This window comes from Dactylosporangium sp. CS-033363, assembly GCF_050942475.1.
Lineage (GTDB): Bacteria > Actinomycetota > Actinomycetes > Mycobacteriales > Micromonosporaceae > Dactylosporangium.
Map to the genome: position 1 here is coordinate 7,778,622 of NZ_CP192032.1, position 19,462 is coordinate 7,798,083.

At 74.6% G+C, this 19,462-nt stretch carries 20 protein-coding genes; 10 read left to right on the forward strand and 10 right to left on the reverse strand.

Annotation, left to right across the window (positions count from 1 at the left end):
- Window positions 1-13: 13 nt before the first annotated feature.
- From ACQPZ4_RS36055 to ACQPZ4_RS36085, 7 genes are read right to left on the reverse strand one after another with little or no spacing between them, the layout of a single operon-like run.
- Entirely contained in the window at window positions 14-961 is a 948-nt protein-coding gene (locus ACQPZ4_RS36055) for a hypothetical protein (protein ID WP_433045953.1), read from the reverse strand.
- Window positions 961-2,190 (reverse strand): cytochrome P450, encoded by a 1,230-nt coding sequence (locus tag ACQPZ4_RS36060; protein ID WP_433045956.1) that lies wholly within the window; start codon window positions 2,188-2,190, stop codon window positions 961-963. The genes ACQPZ4_RS36055 and ACQPZ4_RS36060 overlap by 1 nt, the downstream gene beginning before the upstream one ends.
- A gap of 9 nt (window positions 2,191-2,199) precedes the next feature.
- Complete coding sequence (locus ACQPZ4_RS36065) at window positions 2,200-3,396, reverse strand: NAD(P)/FAD-dependent oxidoreductase (protein WP_433045959.1); 1,197 nt, start codon at window positions 3,394-3,396, stop codon at window positions 2,200-2,202.
- Window positions 3,396-3,587 carry a ferredoxin gene (locus ACQPZ4_RS36070; RefSeq protein WP_433045962.1) on the reverse strand — a complete coding sequence of 64 codons (192 nt, stop codon included), beginning with the start codon at window positions 3,585-3,587 and terminating at the stop codon, window positions 3,396-3,398. Before ACQPZ4_RS36070 ends, ACQPZ4_RS36065 begins: the two co-directional genes overlap by 1 nt.
- A 31-nt stretch (window positions 3,588-3,618) precedes the next feature.
- Window positions 3,619-4,587 carry a zinc-dependent alcohol dehydrogenase gene (locus tag ACQPZ4_RS36075; protein ID WP_433045965.1) on the reverse strand — a complete coding sequence of 323 codons (969 nt, stop codon included), beginning with the start codon at window positions 4,585-4,587 and terminating at the stop codon, window positions 3,619-3,621.
- Window positions 4,588-4,638: 51 nt separating this feature from the next.
- Entirely contained in the window at window positions 4,639-5,070 is a 432-nt protein-coding gene (locus ACQPZ4_RS36080) for a Zn-ribbon domain-containing OB-fold protein (protein ID WP_433045968.1), read from the reverse strand.
- Entirely contained in the window at window positions 5,067-6,230 is a 1,164-nt protein-coding gene (locus ACQPZ4_RS36085; protein WP_433045971.1) for a thiolase C-terminal domain-containing protein, read from the reverse strand. Before ACQPZ4_RS36085 ends, ACQPZ4_RS36080 begins: the two co-directional genes overlap by 4 nt.
- 188 nt (window positions 6,231-6,418) lie before the next feature.
- On the opposite strand from ACQPZ4_RS36085, the gene ACQPZ4_RS36090 reads away from it, so the two are divergent.
- From ACQPZ4_RS36090 to ACQPZ4_RS36130, 9 genes are all read left to right on the forward strand, one after another.
- A complete protein-coding gene (locus ACQPZ4_RS36090; protein WP_433045974.1) occupies window positions 6,419-7,207 on the forward strand; it encodes an amidohydrolase family protein in 789 nt (262 codons plus the stop codon).
- Between the two features lie 66 nt (window positions 7,208-7,273).
- On the forward strand, window positions 7,274-8,458 hold the full coding sequence (locus tag ACQPZ4_RS36095) for an ABC transporter substrate-binding protein (protein ID WP_433045977.1): 1,185 nt from the start codon (window positions 7,274-7,276) through the stop codon (window positions 8,456-8,458).
- An 81-nt stretch (window positions 8,459-8,539) separates the two neighbouring features.
- Window positions 8,540-9,415, forward strand: coding sequence for a branched-chain amino acid ABC transporter permease (locus ACQPZ4_RS36100; RefSeq protein ID WP_433045980.1), 876 nt, complete (start codon window positions 8,540-8,542; stop codon window positions 9,413-9,415).
- Entirely contained in the window at window positions 9,402-10,448 is a 1,047-nt protein-coding gene (locus tag ACQPZ4_RS36105; protein ID WP_433045983.1) for a branched-chain amino acid ABC transporter permease, read from the forward strand. Before ACQPZ4_RS36100 ends, ACQPZ4_RS36105 begins: the two co-directional genes overlap by 14 nt.
- Window positions 10,445-11,191, forward strand: a complete 747-nt coding sequence (locus tag ACQPZ4_RS36110; RefSeq protein ID WP_433045986.1) for an ABC transporter ATP-binding protein — start codon at window positions 10,445-10,447, stop codon at window positions 11,189-11,191. Before ACQPZ4_RS36105 ends, ACQPZ4_RS36110 begins: the two co-directional genes overlap by 4 nt.
- The gene (locus ACQPZ4_RS36115) at window positions 11,184-11,939 is read left to right on the forward strand and encodes an ABC transporter ATP-binding protein (RefSeq protein WP_433045989.1); all 756 of its coding nucleotides are present in this window, start codon (window positions 11,184-11,186) and stop codon (window positions 11,937-11,939) included. Before ACQPZ4_RS36110 ends, ACQPZ4_RS36115 begins: the two co-directional genes overlap by 8 nt.
- Window positions 11,936-13,087 carry a thiolase C-terminal domain-containing protein gene (locus ACQPZ4_RS36120; protein WP_433045992.1) on the forward strand — a complete coding sequence of 384 codons (1,152 nt, stop codon included), beginning with the start codon at window positions 11,936-11,938 and terminating at the stop codon, window positions 13,085-13,087. The genes ACQPZ4_RS36115 and ACQPZ4_RS36120 overlap by 4 nt, the downstream gene beginning before the upstream one ends.
- On the forward strand, window positions 13,084-13,506 hold the full coding sequence (locus tag ACQPZ4_RS36125) for a Zn-ribbon domain-containing OB-fold protein (protein WP_433045995.1): 423 nt from the start codon (window positions 13,084-13,086) through the stop codon (window positions 13,504-13,506). Before ACQPZ4_RS36120 ends, ACQPZ4_RS36125 begins: the two co-directional genes overlap by 4 nt.
- A complete protein-coding gene (locus ACQPZ4_RS36130; protein ID WP_433045998.1) occupies window positions 13,503-15,626 on the forward strand; it encodes an acetate--CoA ligase family protein in 2,124 nt (707 codons plus the stop codon). Before ACQPZ4_RS36125 ends, ACQPZ4_RS36130 begins: the two co-directional genes overlap by 4 nt.
- Here the strand turns inward: ACQPZ4_RS36130 and ACQPZ4_RS36135 are convergent.
- The 3 genes from ACQPZ4_RS36135 to ACQPZ4_RS36145 are packed head-to-tail and all read right to left on the reverse strand — an operon-like array spanning window position 15,609 to window position 17,802.
- A complete protein-coding gene (locus ACQPZ4_RS36135; protein WP_433046001.1) occupies window positions 15,609-16,523 on the reverse strand; it encodes an alpha/beta hydrolase in 915 nt (304 codons plus the stop codon). The two genes, ACQPZ4_RS36130 and ACQPZ4_RS36135, sit on opposite strands and share 18 nt — an antisense overlap.
- Window positions 16,524-16,537: 14 nt before the next feature.
- Window positions 16,538-17,269, reverse strand: a complete 732-nt coding sequence (locus ACQPZ4_RS36140) for an SDR family NAD(P)-dependent oxidoreductase (RefSeq protein ID WP_433046004.1) — start codon at window positions 17,267-17,269, stop codon at window positions 16,538-16,540.
- The gene (locus ACQPZ4_RS36145; protein WP_433046007.1) at window positions 17,266-17,802 is read right to left on the reverse strand and encodes a nuclear transport factor 2 family protein; all 537 of its coding nucleotides are present in this window, start codon (window positions 17,800-17,802) and stop codon (window positions 17,266-17,268) included. Before ACQPZ4_RS36145 ends, ACQPZ4_RS36140 begins: the two co-directional genes overlap by 4 nt.
- A gap of 55 nt (window positions 17,803-17,857) precedes the next feature.
- On the opposite strand from ACQPZ4_RS36145, the gene ACQPZ4_RS36150 reads away from it, so the two are divergent.
- A complete protein-coding gene (locus ACQPZ4_RS36150; protein WP_433046010.1) occupies window positions 17,858-19,441 on the forward strand; it encodes a flavin-containing monooxygenase in 1,584 nt (527 codons plus the stop codon).
- Window positions 19,442-19,462 lie beyond the last annotated feature (21 nt).

Below are 19,462 nucleotides of genomic sequence, written 5' to 3' on the forward strand. Positions count from 1 at the left end.
ATGGATGCCCCTCTCAGACCCGTGCGAACTTCTGGAACGTCAGCGCGCCCGGCGGGACGGCGCCGCGGTGCCCGAGCACCGTGTTGGTGACGTGGGCGATGTAGATCGAGCCCTCGTCGTCGACCCAGACGCCGTGCGGCGCCAGGATCGCGTCGGGCCGCGACAGGTCCGCGACCGACCAGCGCAGCACCGGGTTGCCCTCCGGGTCCAGAATGGACAGCCGGCCGGGCACGTACTCGGCGACCGGGCCGGTCTTGTGCGACACCTCGCCCGCGTGCCAGGACAGCTCGACGACGTAGGTGAGCCCGGCGGCGTCCACGAACAGGTCCTGGGGGCGCTGGACGTCGGTCCAGGCGCCGAGGAAGCCGCCGCCGGCGTCGAAGATCTGCAGCCGCTCGTTCTGCCGGTCGGCCACGAACACCCGGCCGTCGTCGTGCGCCCAGATGCCGTGCGGGGTGCGGAACTGCCCCGGCCCGCTGCCGGGCTCGCCCCAGGACTGCAGCAGCTCGCCGTCGCCGCTGAAGCGGTGGACGCGGGTGTTGCCGTAGCCGTCGGACACGTAGACCTGGCCGGACGGGGCGAGCCCCGCGTTGGTCGGCCGGTTGTAGGGGGCGGCGTCGCTGGTGGTGCCCTGCGGGCCGTACCACTGCAGCAGCTCGCCCTCGACCGAGTAGCGGCCGACCGAGCTGCCGAGGTCGTCGACGAGGTACAGGTGCCCGTCGCGGCCGAAGTACATGCCGTGCGTGCGGTAGCTGAACCGGCCCTCGCCCCAGGAGCCCAGGAACGTGCCGTCGCGGTCGTAGACGATGACCGGGTGCTCGCCGCGGGCGTAGAGGTACACGCGGCCCTGGTTGTCGCAGGCGACCCCGGCGACGTCGTCGTGGACCCAGCCGGCGGGCAGCCGCTCCCAGCCCTCGACCAGCTCGTAGCGCAGCGCCCCGCTGCCGAACCGGGCGGCCATCAGCGCTCCACCGGCACGGTCACGGGCAGCTCGTTCCAGCCCCACTGGAAGTACGACGGCAGCCGCACGGCCTCGTCCGCCTGGACCTCGAACTCCGGGACCCGGCGCAGGAACTCCTCGACCAGGATGGCCCCCTCCAGCAGGGCCAGGTGGTAGCCGGTGCAGAACTGGTTGCCCCAGGCGAAGTTGACCCACCGCTTGATCTCGCGGTTCCAGCGGAACTCTTCGGCGTCCGGGCCGTACTCGCGCTCGTCGCGGGCGGCCGACGGGATGAGGAAGATGACCCGCTGCCCGACCGCCATCGGCCGCCCGCCGATCGTGGTGTCGCGCTGGACGGTGCGGGCGAACCACTGGGCCGGCCCGCACAGCCGCACCATCTCCCGGAACGCGACCGGCGCGTTCGCGGGCAGGTCGGCCCGGACCGCGGCCAGCTGCTCGGGCCGCTTGGCCAGCTCCCACAGCCCGTGCGCGACGACCTTCGGCACGGTCTCCGAGCCGCCGATCATCACCACGCTGAGCGTCTGGGCGATCTCGGTGTCGTTCAGCCGGCGCCCGTCGAGCTCGAGGTTCAGCAGGCCGTCGACGAGCGGGAAGCCGCCGTCGGCGCCCTCCTTGCGGCGGGTGCGCACGATGCCCTCGATGAGCTCGGCGATCGGGCGGTACCGGTTGATGGTCCGCGGCGCCTGCGGGTCGGCGTCGGTGAGCGAGCCGGCGTTGACGGTGTCCAGGACGTACTTGGCCTCGGAGAGCGGCAGCCGGAACAGGTGGCACTGCACCGCCCCGGCGACGATCCCGGCGTAGTGCTGGGTCAGGTCGAAGCGGCCGCGCGGCAGGAGCAGGTCGAGCCGCTCGTTGGCCTGCTCCCGGATGAAGTCGGCGAGCCGCTTGACGGCCCCGGCGCGCAGCGGCCCGACGTGCGCCTGGCGCAGCAGCTCGTGGACGGGCGGGCCGAAGGTGGAGTACGGCGGGATCGGCTCGCCGGTCGTCGGGTAGTGCACGACCCCGTTGTTGTGCTTGCGCAGCACGCCCGGGTCCGGCAGCGTCCCGTCGGTCGGGACGAACGTGCCGTCGGTGACCGACAGCATCTCGAGCACGTCGTCGAAGCGGGCCAGGGCGAACATGTCGTACTCGGGCAGGTAGCAGATCGGGTCGTGCTCGCGCAGGTGCCGGTAGAACGGCAGCGGGTCGGCCATGACCTCGGGGGAGAACGGGTCGTACACGGGCAACACGGCAACCTCTCAATCGAACTGCGGGGCCGCGGCGCGCCACGGCGTCTCCGCCTGGAGCAGACCGCGGGCCTTCACGATGCTGCGGGGGCTGTCGAGCGCGGCCACGGCGACCAGCCGCTCGCCCCGCCGGTACAGCGCGGTGAACCGCCCGTCGCCGGCCTGGCCGGGGACGGTGCGGACCTCGTCGTAGGCCGCGGTGGAGCCGACGATCTGCAGCTTGCGGCCGAACTGGTCGGACCACACCCAGGGCACCGGGGTGTACGGCACCCGCCCGGCCGGGTCGTCGCCGGCCAGCAGGCGCCGGGCGGCGTGGCGGCCCTGGCGGATCGCGTTGTCCCAGTGCTCGACCCGGCGCAGCTCGCCGAAGCGGCGGTTGGGCCACACCGCGACGTCGCCGGCGGCCACGATCCCGGGCGCGGCCAGGCAGGTCTCGTCGCACACGACGCCGTCCTCCACGGTGAGCCCGGAGCCGGCCAGCCACCCGGTCACCGGCCGGGCGCCGACGGCCAGCACGAGCACGTCGGCGGCGACGGTGGTGCCGTCGCTCAGCCGGGCCCGCTCGACCCGGCGGCCGCCCTCGACCCCGGTGACGGTGGTGCCGAGGCGCAGATCGACGCCGTGGTCGCGCTGCACCGCGGCCAGCCTGCCCCCGACCTCGGGGCCGAGGGCGCGCTCCATCGGCGCGGCCAGGCCCTCGACGACGGTCACGGCCAGGCCCCGGGCCCGGGCGGCCGAGGCGACCTCGGCGCCGATGAACCCTCCGCCGACGATGCAGACCCGGCCGGGGCCGGACGCGAGCTCAGCAGCCAGGGCGAGGCTCTGGTCAAGATCACGCAGCAGGTGTACTCCCAGCAGCCCGTCCGCCCCGCGCAGCGCCGGCCGGACGGGCTCGGCCCCGGTGGCCACGACGATCCCGTCGAAGTCCTCGGTCGCCCCGCCCGCCTCGACGGTTCGCGGGCCGGCCTGGAGCCGGGTGACCGGCATGCCGAGCCGCCAGTCCGCGTCGGCCGCGGTGTCCAGCGGCAGCGTGGCCCGCGGCGCCGCCCAGTCCCCGGTGAGCAGCTCCTTGGACAGCGGCGGCCGGTCGTACGGCGGGCGCTCCTCCGCCCCGAACACCACCAGCTCGCCCGTGAAGCCCGCCCGGCGCAGCTCCTTGGCCGCCTCCAGCCCGGCCAGGGACGCGCCCACGACCGCGATGCGGCGCATCAGCCCTCGATCGTGATGGCCCGCTTCGGGCAGGACGCCGCGGCCAGCTCGACCTTGGGCCGCAGCGCCTCGCCCGGCTCCGCCAGCAGGAGGTCGAGCTCGTCGTCGTCGTTGAGCGCGAACGTCTCCGGCGCCTCGGCCACGCAGTTGCCGTTGCCGTCGCAGAGGTTCCAGTCGACATTGACCTTCATGTGCGCTTCCCGTTTCCTGTCTGGTTCCGGTTCAGGGTGTGGTCAGGACGATCTTGAGCTGGCCCTTGGCCGGGCGGTCGGCGAGCTCGAAGGCCCGCTGCAGCTCGTCCATCGCCAGCACGTGGGTGACGTACGTGGCGGCCAGGTCCGGGTGGCGCTCCAGGTGCGCCGCCGCGCCGGTCAGCGCGGCCCGCTTCTCCCGCGTGTAGCCGGCGCACAGCGTCGCGTTCTTGCGCAGCAGCTGCTCCATCGGCAGCGGGTACACCGGGTCGTCGGGGATGCCGAAGTAGAGCACCCGGCCCCGGTCGGCGACCGCGGCGACGGCGTCGGTGAGCGTGCCGACCTGGTGCCCGACCGCCTCCACGACCACGTCCGGGCGCGCGGCGGCCGGCGCCAGCCCGGCCACCCAGCGGGCGGTCGAGGCGGTCACCACGTCGTCGAGCCCGAACGCGGCGGCGAGGTCGCTGCGGTCGACCCGGTCGACCCCGGCCACCCGGCGCGCCCCGCCGGCCTTGAGCACGTGGGCGAAGAGCATGCCGATCGGCCCGAGCCCGAGCACGGTGGCGTCGCGGCCCGCGAACGCCGGCAGGTGCTCGCCGACGGCCGCCACCACGCACGCCAGGGGCTGCAGCACGATGGCCGCGGCCGGGTCGAGGTGCCCGGCGTACGGCAGCAGCCCGGCCCCCTCCACGACGGCGTACTCGGCGGCGGCGTTGCGGGCCGGCGCCCAGCCGACCACGCGGGCCCCGACCGGCAGCGTCCCGTCCCGGCTGACCACGACCTCGCCGGCCACCTCGTGCAGCGGGAACCCGGCCCCGGGGGCCGTGCCGTGGGGCGTGGCCGCGAACGCGCCGTTGCGGAACGCGGGGAGGTCACTGCCGCAGATGCCGGCCGCCAGGACCCGCAGCAGCACGTGCCCGTCCGGCACGTCCGGCTCGTCCGGGGTGGGCACGTCGACGCGCGCGCAGGCGGCCGGTCCGGTGATCGTGTATGCCCACATGCGCGGACCTCCCGTGCCGTCCCGTCGTGCCGGGCCAGTCAATCATATAAATCATGAAAGTGTTAGAGGAGAAACCGGGCGCCAGTACACCAGCGTCACGCCGTCCACCGGCTCGAACACCGCGGCCATCTCGGCCCCGATCGCGGGCACGGCGAAGCCGCCGGCGAGCCGCCCCACGAACCGCACCCGCGGGTCGGCCGCGGCCGCCACGATGACGACGGTGTACGGCACCTCGGCCTCGAACCCGGCGAGCATCGCCCGCCCGATCGTCGTGTGGCTGTAGAGCCGCCCGCGTCCGCCGAGCGGCCGCCAGTCGAACGCGAGTCCGGCACAGTCCGGGCAGGCCATCCGGGGCGGCCAGACGTTGCGGGAGCAGGCGGCACAGGCGGGCACCAACAGCTCACCGCGGGCGGTTCCGGCCCAGAACGGCGCGAAGTCCACGTAGTCCGGGTCCGGCAGTGGCCGGGACGGCGGCCGCGTCATGCGCCCGGTCCTCTCAGCACGGCCAGGGCCCCGTCGCCGAGGTCGCCCCAGCCGGTCACGGCGATCTGCCCGGCCCGGGCCAGCTGCCGCTCCCCCGCCTGACCCCGCAGCTGGCGCACCGCCTCGACGATGTGGTTCATCCCGGCCAGGTGGCCCTCGGACAGCAGCCCGCCGTGGGTGTTGACCGGCAGGCTCCCGTCCCGCCCGATGGCGCCGCTCGCCACGAACGGGCCGCCCTCGCCGCGGGCGCAGAACCCGGCCTCCTCGAGCTGCTGGATCACCTCGAAGGTGAAGCAGTCGTAGATCATGGCGGCGTCCATCTCGGCCGGCGTGGTGCCGGCCATCCGGAACGCCGCCGGGGCGGCCCGGGACAGGCCGATGGCGAACCAGTCGGGCCGGTTGGAGATGTCGTCGCCGGAGTCCGGGTGCCCCTCGGCCACCCCGGCCACCACCACCGGCGGGCGGCGCAGGCCGGCCGCGCGCGCGGGCGTGGTGAGGACGACCGCGGCGGCGCCGTCGGTCTCCAGGCAGCAGTCGTACTTCTGGTACGGGTCGGCGATCATCGGCGCCGCGTGGTACTCCTCGGCCGTCAGCTCCCGGCCGTACATGTAGGCGTCCGGGTTGAGCTGCGCGTGCCGCCGCATGGTGAGCGCGACCGCGGCCAGCTGGTCCTTCGTGGTGCCGTACTCGTGCATGTGCCGGCGCGCCATGACCGCGTACCACTGGGCCGGCCGGGACCAGCCGTACGGGTGCTCCAGCTGGGTGCGGAACTGCTGCCCCGGGATGCCGGGATGGGCCCGGAACACAGCCCGGTCGGCCCGCTGGGCACTGGCGGAGAACACGAGCACATAGCGGGCCGCGCCGGCCGCGAGCGCCAGCGCCGCCTCCTTGAGCGACGCCACCGGATAGGCCCCGCCCATCGGCTTGAACGAGGTGTGCCGCAGCTCGCGGAAGCCGAACGCGGTCGCCACCTCCTCCGCGCTGACCCCCGGCACGTAGGTGTGCACGGCGTCCAGCTCGGCCGCGGGCAGGCCTGCGTCGGCCAGCGCGGCGCCGATCGCCTCCGCCGCCAGGGACTGCGGTGTGCGGCCGCTGCCCCGCCAGGCCGCGGTCTGCCCGATGCCGGCGATCACGGCCGCGCCTGCGATGCCGTCGCCCATGCCGCCTCCTGCGCCTGCCGTGGCCGTGCCGCCGGTTCTTGACCGCCCCGCCGGTTCTTGACCGTCCCGCCGTTTCTTGACCGCCCCGCACGGTTCTTGACCGTGCCGCCGGTCGCACACTACCGTGCAAAGTCTAATCTTGTAAAAGATAGCAAACATCGCAGTTTCCGGGAGCGGCCATGCCGGGCATGATCGATGGCGCCATCCACGTCTGGGATCCGAACCAGAACTCACCGGGCCACAGCGCCCGGGAACTGCTGTCCACGCTGGACGCGGCGGGCGTGCACGGCGCGGTCTGCATCCACTCCCGCCGGGACTCCGGCTACGACCACGGCTGCACGGCGCGGGCCATCCGGGACCACCCGGACCGGCTCACCGGCGTGTGCGTCGTACCCCCGGCGTCGCCGACGGCGCCGCAGGAGCTGCGGGCCTTCGTGGACCGGGGCTTCAAGGGCGTGCGCATCCTGCCGTGGTCGGACCGCGACGGCACGCCGTGGCTGGACGGGCCGGACGGCGACCCGCTGTGGGACGAGGCGGCCCGCCTCGGCGTGCCGGTCGACGTCATCCTGCGCCCGGAGCAGCTCGAGCAGGTCCGGGCCCGGGCCGTGCGCTCGCCGGACGCCACCATGATCATCGACCACATGGCGCTCATCGGCGCCGACGACCCGGCCGACCGGCTCGACCTGCTGGTCAGCTGCGCCGAGCTGCCCAACGTGGTGTGCAAGATGTCGTCGCTCATGCACGCGTCGCGGGAGGACTTCCCGCACCGGGACATCCACCACCTCCTGCGGGCGGTGGTGGACGCCTACGGCCCCGGCCGGGTCATCTACGGCTCGGACTGGCCCAACATGCTCGGCACGTTCCCCTACGACTACGCCATCCGCACCATCGACGAGGCCCTCGGCCTCGGTGCGCACGAGCGCGAACAGCTCTTCGGCGGCACCGCCGCCCGCGTGTGGAAGATCGCCCAGTCCTGAGCCGGACACCCCCGGGCCGCATTCCCCGGCCCCGAACCGGCCGACACCCCATCGAAGGATGAAGACATGAAGCGTACCTGGGCCTCCGCGGCGTTGGCCGTCGCGGTCACGGTCGGCTTGGCCGCCTGCGGGTCGGACTCGGGCGGCGACGCCAAGACCGGCGCCACCGAGGACACCTCGAAGCCCATCACGTTCGGGCTGCTGATCCCGCTGACCAACTCGCTGTCCGACCCGAAGCTGTTCGTCAGCCCCTCCCAGATGGCCGTCGACGAGATCAACGCGGCCGGCGGCATCAAGGGGCACAAGGTGGTGCTGAAGCAGTACGACGCCGACTTCACCACCCAGGGCGCCATCACGGCCATGCAGAAGGCGATCGCCGACAAGGTGGACGCGGTCGTCGGCCTGCCGGTGCCGGACCAGGTGCTCGCCGTGCGGCCGCTGCTGGACCGGGCCAAGATCCCGCTGCTGTTCCTCGGCGGGGGCTACGCGGCCGCCTACGACCCGAACTCCAAGACCGGGGCCAGCGAGTGGTCGTTCCGGGTCGGGCCGCCGAGCGAGCTGACGGTGAGCGCCGGGGTGCAGTACGCCATCAAGACCCTGGGCGCGAAGACCCTCGGGGCCGTCCTGCGCGACGACGCCGCCAAGGGCACGAACGAGAAGGCGGCCAAGGACGCCGCCACCGGGGCCGGCGGCGAGCTCACCGTGTCGCGCACCAACCCGCTCAACTCGACCGACGTCACCACCCAGATCCTGGCCATGAAGGGCGTGAACGCGGTCGTCACCACCGAGTACCAGCCCGGGATCGTGGCCGTGCTCAAGGCGGTGCAGCAGCAGGGCCTGAACATCCCGACGATCGCCGGGCAGACCGGCATGCAGGTGTTCCTGCAGAAGCTGGCGCCCGACCTGGTCAAGAACATGTACAGCGCGGCCCCGTGCAACCTGGCCGACCCCGCGACCGACCGGGCCAAGAAGTGGGTCACCGACTTCCAGGCCAAGTACAACTTCATGCCCGACCCGAACGCGGCCACCGCCTACGACGCCTTCTACCTCTACAAGACCGCGTACGAGGCGGCCAGGTCGAGCAGCTCCGACGACCTGCTGGCGGCGATGGAGAGCGTGGAGTACAAGGGCGGGGTCTGCGTGCCCTACAAGGCCGACAAGCAGCACTTCATGTCCGGCACGGAGGTCGTGATCAGCTTCGCCTCCGGCACGCCGAAGACCGTCGCGACGTACGACTTCCAGCAGCAGTAACCCGGGACCCGCGGCGGGGGCGGCAACGGCGCCGCCCCCGCCGCGAGCAGTCCCACCAGTCCCGCGAGGAGGGCATGCGGCGTGGGTACCTTCGTGAGCGTCTTCGTCTCCGGGGTGGCGCTGGGGTCGATCTCGGCCCTGGTGGCCCTGGGCTTCCTGGTCACCTACAAGGCGACCAGCATCGTCAACTTCGCCCAGGGCGGCATGGTCACCCTCGGCGGCTACCTGGGCTACCTGGCCGTGGTGCAGATCGGGATGCCGTGGTGGATCGGCTATCCGCTCGCGATCGCCGCCATGTTCGCGGTCGGGGTCCTGGTCGAGCGGATCGTCCACGCGCCGCTGCGGCACCGGCCCGAGCTCGTGGTCGTCATCGCCACCCTCGGCGTCGGGCTGGTCATCTCCGCCATCCTGCTGGAGCTGTACGGCACCGAGACCCGCAACCTGCCGGCGCTGCTGGCCGGGCGGGTGGTCCACGTGGCCGGGGCGAACATCGCCGCCTACGACCTCATCGTCATCGGCGTCACGGTCGTCGCCGTCGCCGCGCTGACGCTGCTGTTCAACCGGACCCAGCTGGGCCGGCAGTTCCGGGCCGCCTCGGCCGACCCGGAGGTCGCGCAGCTGCAGGGCATCCCCGTCAAGGCGTTCGGGATGTTCGCGTTCGGCCTGGGCGGGCTGCTGGCCGGCGTGGCCGGGATCATGCTGGCCCCGCGGGCGTCGCTGGACACCGGGTTCGGCTTCACCGCGATGATCACCGCGTTCGCGGCGGCCGTCATCGGCGGGTTCGGCCGCTTCTCCGGCGTCATCGTCGGCGCGCTCGTCCTCGGGCTCGTACAGCAGCTCGGCACCCAGTACATCGCCTACCAGTACGCGGCGGTGTACCCCTTCGCCCTGATGATCCTCATCGTCGCGATCGCACCGCGCGGAGTCCTAGGGAGCACCTCACGTGTCCGTGTCTGAGATCGCCGCGCCCGGGAAGACCACCGGCGTGACGGCCGGCCTCATCTGGCGGCACCGGCGCCGGGCCGACCGCACGCGGCTGGTCCAGATCGCCGTCGTGACCGCCGTGCTCGCCCTGCTGCCGCTGTTCGCCGGCAACGACTACCAGCTGACCGTGCTCGGCCTGCTGCTGATCTACACGATCGCCGGGATCGGCTTCTACGTGATCCTGGGCCTGTCCGGGCAGTTCGCGTTCTCGCACGCGGCCACCATGGGCATCGGGGCCTACTGCGCCGCCTACGCCGCGCGCACCCAGGGCTTCTGGGTGAGCCTGCTCTTCGCCGTCGCGGTCTGCGCGGTGCTGGCCGCGGTCGTGAAGCTGCTGCTGTGGCGGGCCTCCGACTTCTACTTCGGCATCGCCACCCTGGGCCTGGCCTCGGTCACCATCATCACGTTCCGGGCCTGGGAGTCGTTCACCGGCCCGGCCAGCAACGCCGTCATGGTCACGGTCCCGACCGTCTTCGGGGCCGAGGTCACCACGCCCGGCGACTACTACTGGCTGTTCCTGGCCTTCTTCGTGGCGGGCATGCTGGTGGTGCACCGGCTGCGCGCCTCGGCCCTGCACCGCGAGTCGATCGCGGTGCGGGACAAGCCGCTCACCGCGGCCGGCCTGGGCATCCACAACACCCGCAACCAGCTCGTGGTCTTCGTCGTCGGCTCCTGCTACGCGGCCGTGGCCGGCGCCCTCTACGCCCAGAGCCAGGGCTTCATCTCCTCGCCGAGCTTTGACCTCAACCTCGGCATCAACCTGTTCGTGGTGGTCATCGTCGGCGGCATGCAGTCGATGTGGGGCCCGCTGCTCGGCGCCGCCTTCGTCATCGTGCTGCCCGAGCTGATCCGCCCGGCCCAGAACCACCGGCAGCTCATCCTGGCCGCGGTCCTGGTGCTCACCATCGTGCTGCTGCCCGAGGGGCTGATGGGGCTGGCCGCGCCGATCCGGCGCGCCGCCGCCCGGCTCCGGCCGCGCCGCGACCCGGAGGGGGGCCGGCCGTGACCCTGCGACTCGACGACATCCACGTCTCGTTCGGCAACGTCCGCGCGGTCGCCGGGGTCAGCCTGACCCTCGGCGCCGGCGACCGGATGGGCATCATCGGGCCCAACGGCTCCGGCAAGAGCACGCTCATCAACGCGATCAGCGGCATCGTGCGGGCCACCGGGGCGATCGCGGTCGACGGCCACCGGCTGCGCAGCGGCTCGGCCCGCACCGCCGCCCGGCGCGGGGTCGGCCGCACGTACCAGACCCCGCAGACGTTCACCAAGCTCACCCTCATCGAGAACGTCATGCTGGGGGTGCCCACGGCCGAGCGGCGCGGCGGCACCGGCTCCGCCTGGTGGCGGCCCCGGGAGCGGCGGCGCACCGCCGAGGCCCTCGACGTGCTGGTCACCGTCGGCCTCGACGACCTGGCCGAGCAGCCGGCCGCCATCCTCACCTACGGCCAGCAGCAGCGCCTGGCCCTGGCCCGGGCGCTGGCCACCCGGCCCAGGGTGCTGCTGCTGGACGAGCCCGCGGCCGGGCTCAACAGCGCCGAGACCCAGGCCCTCGGCGAGACCCTGCGGGCGGTCAACGCCGGCGGCGTCGCGCTGCTGCTGGTCGAGCACAAGATGGACTTCGTCTCGGCGCTGTGCCCGCGGGTCGCGGTGCTGGCCGGCGGCCGGCTCGTGGCCGACGGGCCGCCCGGGGACGTGCTGTCCCGCCCGGACGTGATCGACGCCTACCTCGGGGTGCCCCATGCTTGACGTCACCGACCTGTCGGTCAGCTACGCCGCCATCACCGCCGTCACCGGCCTGTCCCTGACGGTCGCCGACGGCGAGTGCGTCGCCCTGCTCGGGCCCAACGGGGCCGGCAAGACCTCCACCCTCAAGGCGATCGCCGGCCTCGTCCCGCACACCGGCGCGGTCGCGTTCGCCGGGGCCCCGACCGCCCGGAATTCGACCGCCCGGAATTCGACCGCCCGGAGGCCCGCCGCCCGGATGCCGGCCGACCGGCTGGCCCGGGCCGGGCTGGTGCTGGTCCCGGAGGGCCGGCGGCTCTTCGCCGAGCTGACCGTGCACGAGAACCTCCAGGTCGGCACCACCGCCCGGGGCGGGCGCACGCCGACCTACGACCTCGACGCCGTCTACGAGCTGTTCCCCCAGCTGCAGGCGCTGCGCGGGACCCGCTGCTGGTCGCTGTCCGGCGGCGAGCAGCAGATGGTCGCCATCGGCCGGGCCCTGGTCGCCGCGCCCCGGCTGCTGATGCTCGACGAGCCGAGCCTGGGCCTGTCCCCGCGCAACGTCGGCGTCGTCGCGTCGGCCCTGCGCACGATCAAGGCCACCACGTCGGTACTGCTGGTCGAGCAGAACACCCACGTGGCCCTCGACATCGCCGACCGCATCTACGTCATGGCCCAGGGCGGGGTGCGGATGCAGGGCACGAGCCGGGAGATCGCGGACGACTCGGCGCTGCTGGACGCGTACCTCGGCCAGCGGGTCGCCGCCTCATGACGGCGTTCCCCCGCACCGCGGCCGTGGCCGGCGTCGGCGCCACCGAGCTCTCCCGCGACTCCGGCGTCCCGGTCGCCGCCCTGGCCACCCGGGCCGTGCTGGCCGCGCTGGCCGACGCCGGGATGACGGTGGCCGACGTCGACGCCGTCATCGACTACCAGGTCGGCGACTCCGTCTCGGCGGTCGCGCTGGCCAAGACCCTCGGCGTCGGCGAGTTCGGCTGGGTCGAGGACGTGTGGGGCGGCGGCCAGCACGCCGCCTCCATCCTCGGCCGGGCCGCGATGCTCGTCGACTCCGGTGCGGCGCGGACCGTCGTGGTGTACCGCGCGCTCAACGGCCGCAGCGGCAGGCGCATGGGCCAGGTGGCCGTCGGGCAGCCGGGCGAGGAGCAGTTCTACGGCCTCTACGGCCTGGCCGGCCCGCCCCAGCTGTTCGCGCTGGCGGCCCGCCGGTTCCTGCACGACCGCGGGACGGGCGCCGACGACCTGGCCGCCGTGGCCATCCAGATGCGCACCCACGCCATGGCCAACCCTGGCGCGCTCATGCGCGAGCCGCTGGACCGGGCCGGCTACGACGCCAGCCCGTTCGTCGCCGAGCCGCTGCGCCGCCTCGACTGCTGCCAGGAGACCGACGGCGCCTGCGCGCTGGTCGTGACCGGCCTGGACCGGGCCCGCGGCGGGCCGCACCCGGCGGTGACCATCCGGGCCGTCACCCGCGGCGGCGGCCCCGGATCGTCCACCCAGGACCGGGCGACGGACCTCGGCGCGCTGTTCTCCCGGTACCTCGCCGGGCGGCTGTGGGCGGCGGCCGGCCTCGGCCCCGGGGACATCGACCTGGCGCAGCTGTACGACGCGTACACCTGGGTCGTGCTCGGGCAGCTGGAGGACTTCGGCTTCGCCGAGCGCGGCGGGGCCGGTGACCTGATCCGGGCCGGGGGCGCCACCCACGGCGGCCGGATCCCGCTCAACCTCAACGGCGGGCTGCTGTCCGAGGGGTACGTCCACGGCTTCAACAACGTCGTCGAGGCGGTCCGGCAGCTGCGCCACGAGGCCGCGGGCCGCCAGGTGCGCGACGCGGCCACGGCCCTGGTGACCGGCTTCAGCGGCAGCTTCGGCAGCGCCGCCGTCCTGCAGCGGAGTGACGCATGACCAAGCCCACCCCGAGCCTCGACGGGCCGGCCGCCCGCTACTGGGAGGCCGCCCGGGAGGGCCGCCTCGAGCTGCAGCGGTGCCGGGACTGCCGGCACTGGATCCACTTCCCGGACCTGCGCTGCCCCGCGTGCGGCTCGGCCGAGCTCGGCTTCGAACCGGCGGCCGGCACCGGTGCGGTGGAGACGTTCACCGTCGTGCACCGCGTGTTCGTGCCCGGCTTCGAGCCCGACGCGCCCTACGCCGTGGGCTGGATCGCCCTCGACGAACAGCCGGGCCTGCGCGTCTTCGCCGACCTCACCGGCGTCCGGCCGGAGAACGTCCACATCGGACAGCGGGTCACGGCCTGCTTCACCGAGCGGGCGGGCTGGGGCCTGATGCTGAGCTTCGCGCCCGACCACCCAGGAGAGTCAGCATGACCGATCTCGACCGCCTGTTGCGGCCCCGCGCCATCGCCGTCGTGGGCGCCTCGCCGACGCCGGGCTCGCTGGGCGCGACGGCCCTGGCCACGCTGCGCTCCTACGACTTCCCGGGCGCGCTGTACCCGATCCACCCGGCCCGCGCCGAGGTGTCGGGGCTGCCCGCGTACCCATCGCTGCGCGCGGCCCCGCCCGGCATCGACGTGGCCGTGGTCGCGGTCGCCGCCGAGCGGGTGCCGGGCGTCATCGAGGACTGCGGCGCGGCCGGTGTGCCGTTCGCGGTCGTGCTCACCTCCGGCTTCGGCGAGGTCGGCGGCGACGGCCCGCAGCGGCAGGCCGAGCTGGTCGCCGCGGCCCGGCGGCACGGGGTGCGCCTGGTCGGCCCGAACTCGCTGGGCTTCCTCAACCAGACCGACGGCGTGGCGGCGGGCTTCGGCGTCGGCATGGCGGGCCGCTCCCGCCCCGAGCAGGGCGCCCTGGCCATCGTCAGCCAGAGCGGCGGCATGGGCCTGTCCATCCTCAACCGGGCCACCCTGTCGGGCCTCGGCGTCAGCACGTTCGTGTCGACCGGCAACGAGGCCGACCTGGCCCTGGCCGACTTCGTCGAGGACGCCCTGGAGGCCGGCGACACCCGGGTCATCGTCGCCTACGCCGAGACGGTCCGCCAGGCCGGCCGCCTGGTCGCCGCCGGCCGGCGCGCCGCCGAGGTCCGCAAGCCACTGGTGATCGCGAAGATCGGCGCGACGGAGGCGGGCGGCCGCGCGGTCCGCTCCCACACGGGCTCCCTGGCCGGCGCCGACCGGGTCTTCGACGCCGCGTTCCGCCAGGCCGGCATCGTCCGCGTGCACGACCTCGAGGACATGTTCGACCTGGCCACGTTCCTCCTGCGCGGCCGCGTGCCGACCGGCGACCGGGTCGCCGTGGTCACCCAGTCCGGCGGCGGCGGGGCCTGGCTGGCCGACACCCTCGAGCGCGAGGGCCTGGTCCTGCCCCAGCCCTCGGAGGCGCTCAAGGCGACCCTGCGGGCGTTCGTACCCGACTTCGGCTCGGTCCTCAACCCCGTCGACCTCACCGCGTCGGGCATCTCCGTCGAGGCGTTCGCGTCGGTCATCGGGGCGATGTCGGCCTCGGGCGAGTACGACGCGATCGTCGTCCTCATGCCCCTGCTCGACGTGGCCGAGGAGGCGATCGCGGGCATCGCGGCCGCCACCGAGCTGCCGATCCTCGGGTTCAGCCACTGGCTGCCGACCCCGGCGCTGCGGCCGCGGCTGGGCGCGCTGGCCGTGCCCTACGTGACCAGCCCGGCCCGGGCGGCCCGGGTCCTCGCCGCCGCGCTGGGCGTGGGGCGGGCCTGGCAGGCCCACGCGGCGGCGGCCGCGGACCCGCCCGCGCCGCCGGAGCCGGTGACGGTCGCCGCCACCGGGGCCGAGGCGGCGTCCGACGCGGCGACGTTCGCGCTGCTGAGCGCGGCCGGCCTGGCGATGGCCGACTGGCGCATGGCCGGCTCCCGCACCGAGGCGGTGGCCGCGGCCACCCGGATCGGGTTCCCGGTCGCGATGAAGCTCTCCGCCGACGGGCTGCTGCACAAGAGCGACGTCGGCGGGGTGCGGCTCGGGCTGACCTCGGCCGGCGAGGTCGGGGCGGCCTGGGATGCCCTGGCCGCGGTGGCCGACGGGCTCGGGGTGCCGCGGCGGGCCCTCGTGCAGGCGATGGCGCCGGCCGGGGTGGAGATCATCGTCGGGACCGCGGTCGACCCGATCTTCGGGCCGGTCGTCATGGCCGGCGCCGGCGGGATCCACGCCGAGGTGCTGCGGGACGTGTCGCTGCGGCTGGCCCCGGTCGGCGTCGACGAGGCCCGCGCGATGCTGGGCGAGCTGAAGGTGGCCCCGCTGCTGGCCGGGGCGCGGGGGCGGCCGCCGGCCGACGTCGACGCGCTGGCCGCGGTGGTGTCCCGGCTGTCGGCGGCCGCGGCGGCCTGGCGGGAGACGATCGCCGAGATCGACCTCAACCCGGTCGTCGTGCTGGCCCGGGGCGAGGGCGTCCGCCTGGTCGACGCCGCCCTCGTGGCCCGTGCGCCCTCGGAGCAGACCTCGGAGCAGATCTCAGAGCAGCCTGCGTAGTTCGGCGGTGACCTCGTCGAAGGCCTCGTCCACCACCGGGTGCATGGGCGAGGGCAGGCTCATGAAGCCGTGGAAGGAGTCGGGGTACGTGCGCACGAAGGTGGGCACCCCCGACGCGCGGAGCCGGGCCGCGTAGGCGAGGGCCTCGTCGCGCAGCGGGTCGTACTCCGCGACCGCGATCACCGCCGGCGGCAGCCCGTCCAGCCGCTCGGCCCGGGCCGGTGCCGCGAGGGGGTCGGCGCGCGCGGCGGGGTCCGGCGCGTACTGGTCCCAGTACCACGCCATCGAGGCCGAGTCGACGCCGCAGCCGTCGCAGTCGCGGTAGCTGCCGGTGTCCATGGCCGCGTCCAGCACCGGGTACAGCAGCAGCTGGGCGGCGAGGGCCGGACCGCCGCCGGCGCGGGCCCGCAGTGCGGCCGCGGCGGCCAGGTTGCCGCCCGCGCTGTCCCCGGCCACGGCGAGGCGGGCCGGGTCGACGCCGAGCTGCCCGGCGGAGGCCGCGACCCAGTGCAGCACGGCGCTCACGTCGTCGAGCGCCGCCGGGAAGCGGTCCTCGGGGGCCCGGCGGTAGCCGACCGACACGACGGCGGCCCCGGTCCGGTTGGCCAGGATGCGGCACATCGGGTCGTGCGAGTCGAGGTCGCACAGGACCCAGCCGCCGCCGTGGGCGAACACGACGGCCGGCATGGGCGTCGGCCCGGCGGGACGGTAGAGGCGTACCGGTACACCCGCGGCGGTGGTGTTCCGCACAACGGCCACGTCCTCGACCACCCGCACCTGCCCCGCGCGGCGGTCGTCCGAGGCCTGGCGGGCTCCGGCCGGGCCGAGGACCTGCGGGGGTGGGGCGGCGGCCCGGATGGCGTCGACAATGGCCTGGGACTGCGGTGAGAGCGGCATGGGCGGGTCCTTTCCTAGAGTTTCCAGCCCCCGTCGACGTGCCAGACCTGGCCGGTGACGGCGGCGCCGGCCGGGGACGCCAGCAGGACCGCGACCGGGCCCAGCTCGGCGGCGTCGAGGACGCGGCGCTGGGCGTTCTCCGCCTCGGCCCGCTCCCTGGCCCCCGGTGCGGCCAGGTCGACGCCGGAGGTCGCGGTCCAGCCGGGGCACAGGCAGTTCACGGTGATGCCCTCGGCGCCCGTCGCCTGGGCCAGGGCGCGGGTCAGGCCGGCGAGGCCGTGCTTGGCCGCGGTGTAGCCGAACGACGCTCCGGCGCGCTCGGACAGGCCGGAGCCGATGTTGATGATCCGGCCGTACCGCCGGGCCCGCATGACCGGCAGCGCCGCGCTCGTGGTCCACCAGGCCGTCGTGAGGTTGAGCGTCAGCAGCCGCTCGAAGTCGTCCGGGCCGGTTCCGCCCCGGCCGCCGACGTTGTTGACGAGGATGTCGAGCCGGCCGAAGGTCTCCACCGCCCGCCGTACCGGAAGCCGGGCCTCCTCGCGGTCCAGGGCGTCGGCCACCACCGCCTCGGCGGTGCCGCCCCGGGCCGCGATCGCCGCCGTCACCGCGGTCAGGTCGGCGGCGGTACGGGACGAGACCACGACCGCGGCGCCGGCGGCCGCGAGGGCCTCGGCCAGGGCCCGGCCGATGCCGCGACCGGCGCCGGTGACGACCGCCGTGCGGTGCTCGAGCGGGCCCGCGCTCACGCGAGGGCGTCCCGCAGCAGCGCCCGGGCCGCCTCGGTGCCGTCCAGGGGGCGGTTGACGCGGTCGGTGACCCGCCAGCCGGCGGGGGTGCGGGTCCAGGTCCAGCGGTTGGCGGTGGTGCGCCAGACGCGGTACTCCCCGCTGCCCGGATCGTGCCGCAGCAGCTGCGAGTAGCAGACGCTGACGGCGGTGTCGCCGTCCACGGTGATCCGCGGGGCGCTCACGATGTGCGCGCAGCCGCCCCGGACCAGGCCCTGGTGGGGTTCCGTCCCGACCATGCGGCGCACGCCCTCGGCGCCGTGGAAGACCCCGTCGGTGCCCGCCGGCATGCCCGCCCAGGTGCCGGCGTCGTAGCGGCCGTCCGCGGCCCACAGTCCCGCTGTCACCTCGGCCGAGAGGCTGTCGACCGACGGGCCGTAGGTGGCCATCTGCCGGGCGATGGCCAGCTGGTCCTCCAGGGCGGCCACGCGGGCGGTGAGCGCGTCCAGGCGCGCCTCCAGGCCGGCCGTCCGGCCCTCGTTCTCGTCACTCACATTGACATGATAGCCATCATTAATATGATGACGGAACAACCTACCGGAGGCCCGCGTGAGCTACGACGTCATCGTGATCGGGGCCGGGTTCGCCGGCCTGGCCGCGGCCCACCGGGCCCGGCGCGCGGGCCTGACCGTGCACGGCTTCGAGGCCGGCGACGACGTCGGCGGGACCTGGTACTGGAACCGCTACCCGGGGGCCCGCTGCGACGTGGAGAGCGTCGACTACTCGTACTCCTTCGACGAGGACCTCCAGCAGGAGTGGACCTGGAGCGAGCGGTTCGCGGCCCAGCCGGAGATCCTGGCCTACCTGCGCCACGCCGCCCGGCGCTTCGGCCTCTACGACCTGTTCGAGCTCGCGACGCGGGTCGCGGCGCTGCGGTACACCGGTAGCGCCTGGGACGTCACCACCGCGGACGGCCGGACCGAGCGCGCCCGGTTCGTCATCCTGGCGACCGGGAGCCTGTCGATCCCCAACATCCCCGCGATCCCCGGCGCCGGAGACTTCCGGGGCGAGGTGTACCGCACCGCCCAGTGGCCGGCCGCCCCGGTCGCCTTCGCCGGCAAGCGGGTCGGCATCATCGGCACCGGCTCGTCCGGCATCCAGACCGCGCCCGAGGTGGCCCGGGAGGCGGCCGCGCTCACCGTCTTCCAGCGCACGGCCAACTACAGCATCCCCGCGGTCAGCGCGCCGCTGCCGGCCGAGGAGATTGCCGCGGTCAAGGCCGGCTACGCGGCCCGGCGGGCGCGGACCCGGCGCGGCCTCTACGGCTCGCCCGCCCACGACCCGCACCCGGTCCCGGCCCCGCAGCTGACGCCGGCCGAGGCGACCCGGGTGCTGCAGGAGCGCTGGGCCTACGGCGGCGTGTACTTCGCCCGCACCTTCCTGGACCAGATGTCGGACGCGGCCACGAACCGGATCGCCGGTGAGTTCGTGCAGGGCCAGATCCGCCGGATCGTGCGCGACCCGGCGGTCGCCGAGGACCTGGTGCCGGCCGACCACCCGATCGGCACCAAGCGGATCTGCACCGACTCCGGGTACTTCGAGACGTTCAACCGCCCGAACGTCCGCCTGGTGAACCTGCGCCGCGACCCGATCGAGCGGATCGAGCCCGGCGGCGTGCGGACCGCCACCGGCCTGCACGAGCTGGACGTGCTCATCTGGGCCACCGGCTTCGACGCGTTCACCGGCGCCGCCGCCCGCATGGACATCCGCGGCCGCGACGGCGTGGCGCTGTCGGCGATCTGGTCCGGCGGCCCGCTGACCTACCTGGGCCTGCTCGTCCCCGGCCTGCCGAACCTGGTGCTGCTCAACGGCCCCGGCAGCACCGGACCGCTGGCCAACATGGTGCTCTGCGCCGAGCAGCAGATCGACTGGGTCTTCGACCTGCTCGCCGCGGCCGGCCAGCGCGGGGCAGCGGCGTTCGACGTGGCCCCGGGCGCGGCCGAGCGCTGGTCGGAGGTCGTCGACGAGGCGGCCCGGCGCACGCTGTTCCCGAAGGCGCGCTCGTGGTACCTCGGCTCGAACATCGAGGGCAAGCCGGAGCGCTTCATGCCGTACGCCGGCGGCCTGGGCGCCTACGTGGACCTGTGCGCCGCCGAGGCCGACGCCGGCTACCCCGGCCTGACCTTCGGCTGAGGCCCGCGGCCGGCCGGTTCC

Bases quoted from the DNA above. Each gene is read 5' to 3' on its own strand.
- ACQPZ4_RS36055 (WP_433045953.1), bottom strand. From the start codon at position 961: ATGGCCGCCCGGTTCGGCAGCGGGGCGCTGCGCTACGAGCTGGTCGAG.
- ACQPZ4_RS36065 (WP_433045959.1), bottom strand. From the start codon at position 3,396: ATGCGCCGCATCGCGGTCGTGGGCGCGTCCCTGGCCGGGCTGGAGGCG.
- ACQPZ4_RS36070 (WP_433045962.1), bottom strand. From the start codon at position 3,587: ATGAAGGTCAATGTCGACTGGAACCTCTGCGACGGCAACGGCAACTGC.
- ACQPZ4_RS36075 (WP_433045965.1), bottom strand. From the start codon at position 4,587: ATGTGGGCATACACGATCACCGGACCGGCCGCCTGCGCGCGCGTCGAC.
- ACQPZ4_RS36080 (WP_433045968.1), bottom strand. From the start codon at position 5,070: ATGACGCGGCCGCCGTCCCGGCCACTGCCGGACCCGGACTACGTGGAC.
- ACQPZ4_RS36085 (WP_433045971.1), bottom strand. From the start codon at position 6,230: ATGGGCGACGGCATCGCAGGCGCGGCCGTGATCGCCGGCATCGGGCAG.
- ACQPZ4_RS36090 (WP_433045974.1), top strand. From the start codon at position 6,419: ATGATCGATGGCGCCATCCACGTCTGGGATCCGAACCAGAACTCACCG.
- ACQPZ4_RS36095 (WP_433045977.1), top strand. From the start codon at position 7,274: ATGAAGCGTACCTGGGCCTCCGCGGCGTTGGCCGTCGCGGTCACGGTC.
- ACQPZ4_RS36115 (WP_433045989.1), top strand. From the start codon at position 11,184: ATGCTTGACGTCACCGACCTGTCGGTCAGCTACGCCGCCATCACCGCC.
- ACQPZ4_RS36120 (WP_433045992.1), top strand. From the start codon at position 11,936: ATGACGGCGTTCCCCCGCACCGCGGCCGTGGCCGGCGTCGGCGCCACC.
- ACQPZ4_RS36125 (WP_433045995.1), top strand. From the start codon at position 13,084: ATGACCAAGCCCACCCCGAGCCTCGACGGGCCGGCCGCCCGCTACTGG.
- ACQPZ4_RS36130 (WP_433045998.1), top strand. From the start codon at position 13,503: ATGACCGATCTCGACCGCCTGTTGCGGCCCCGCGCCATCGCCGTCGTG.
- ACQPZ4_RS36135 (WP_433046001.1), bottom strand. From the start codon at position 16,523: ATGCCGCTCTCACCGCAGTCCCAGGCCATTGTCGACGCCATCCGGGCC.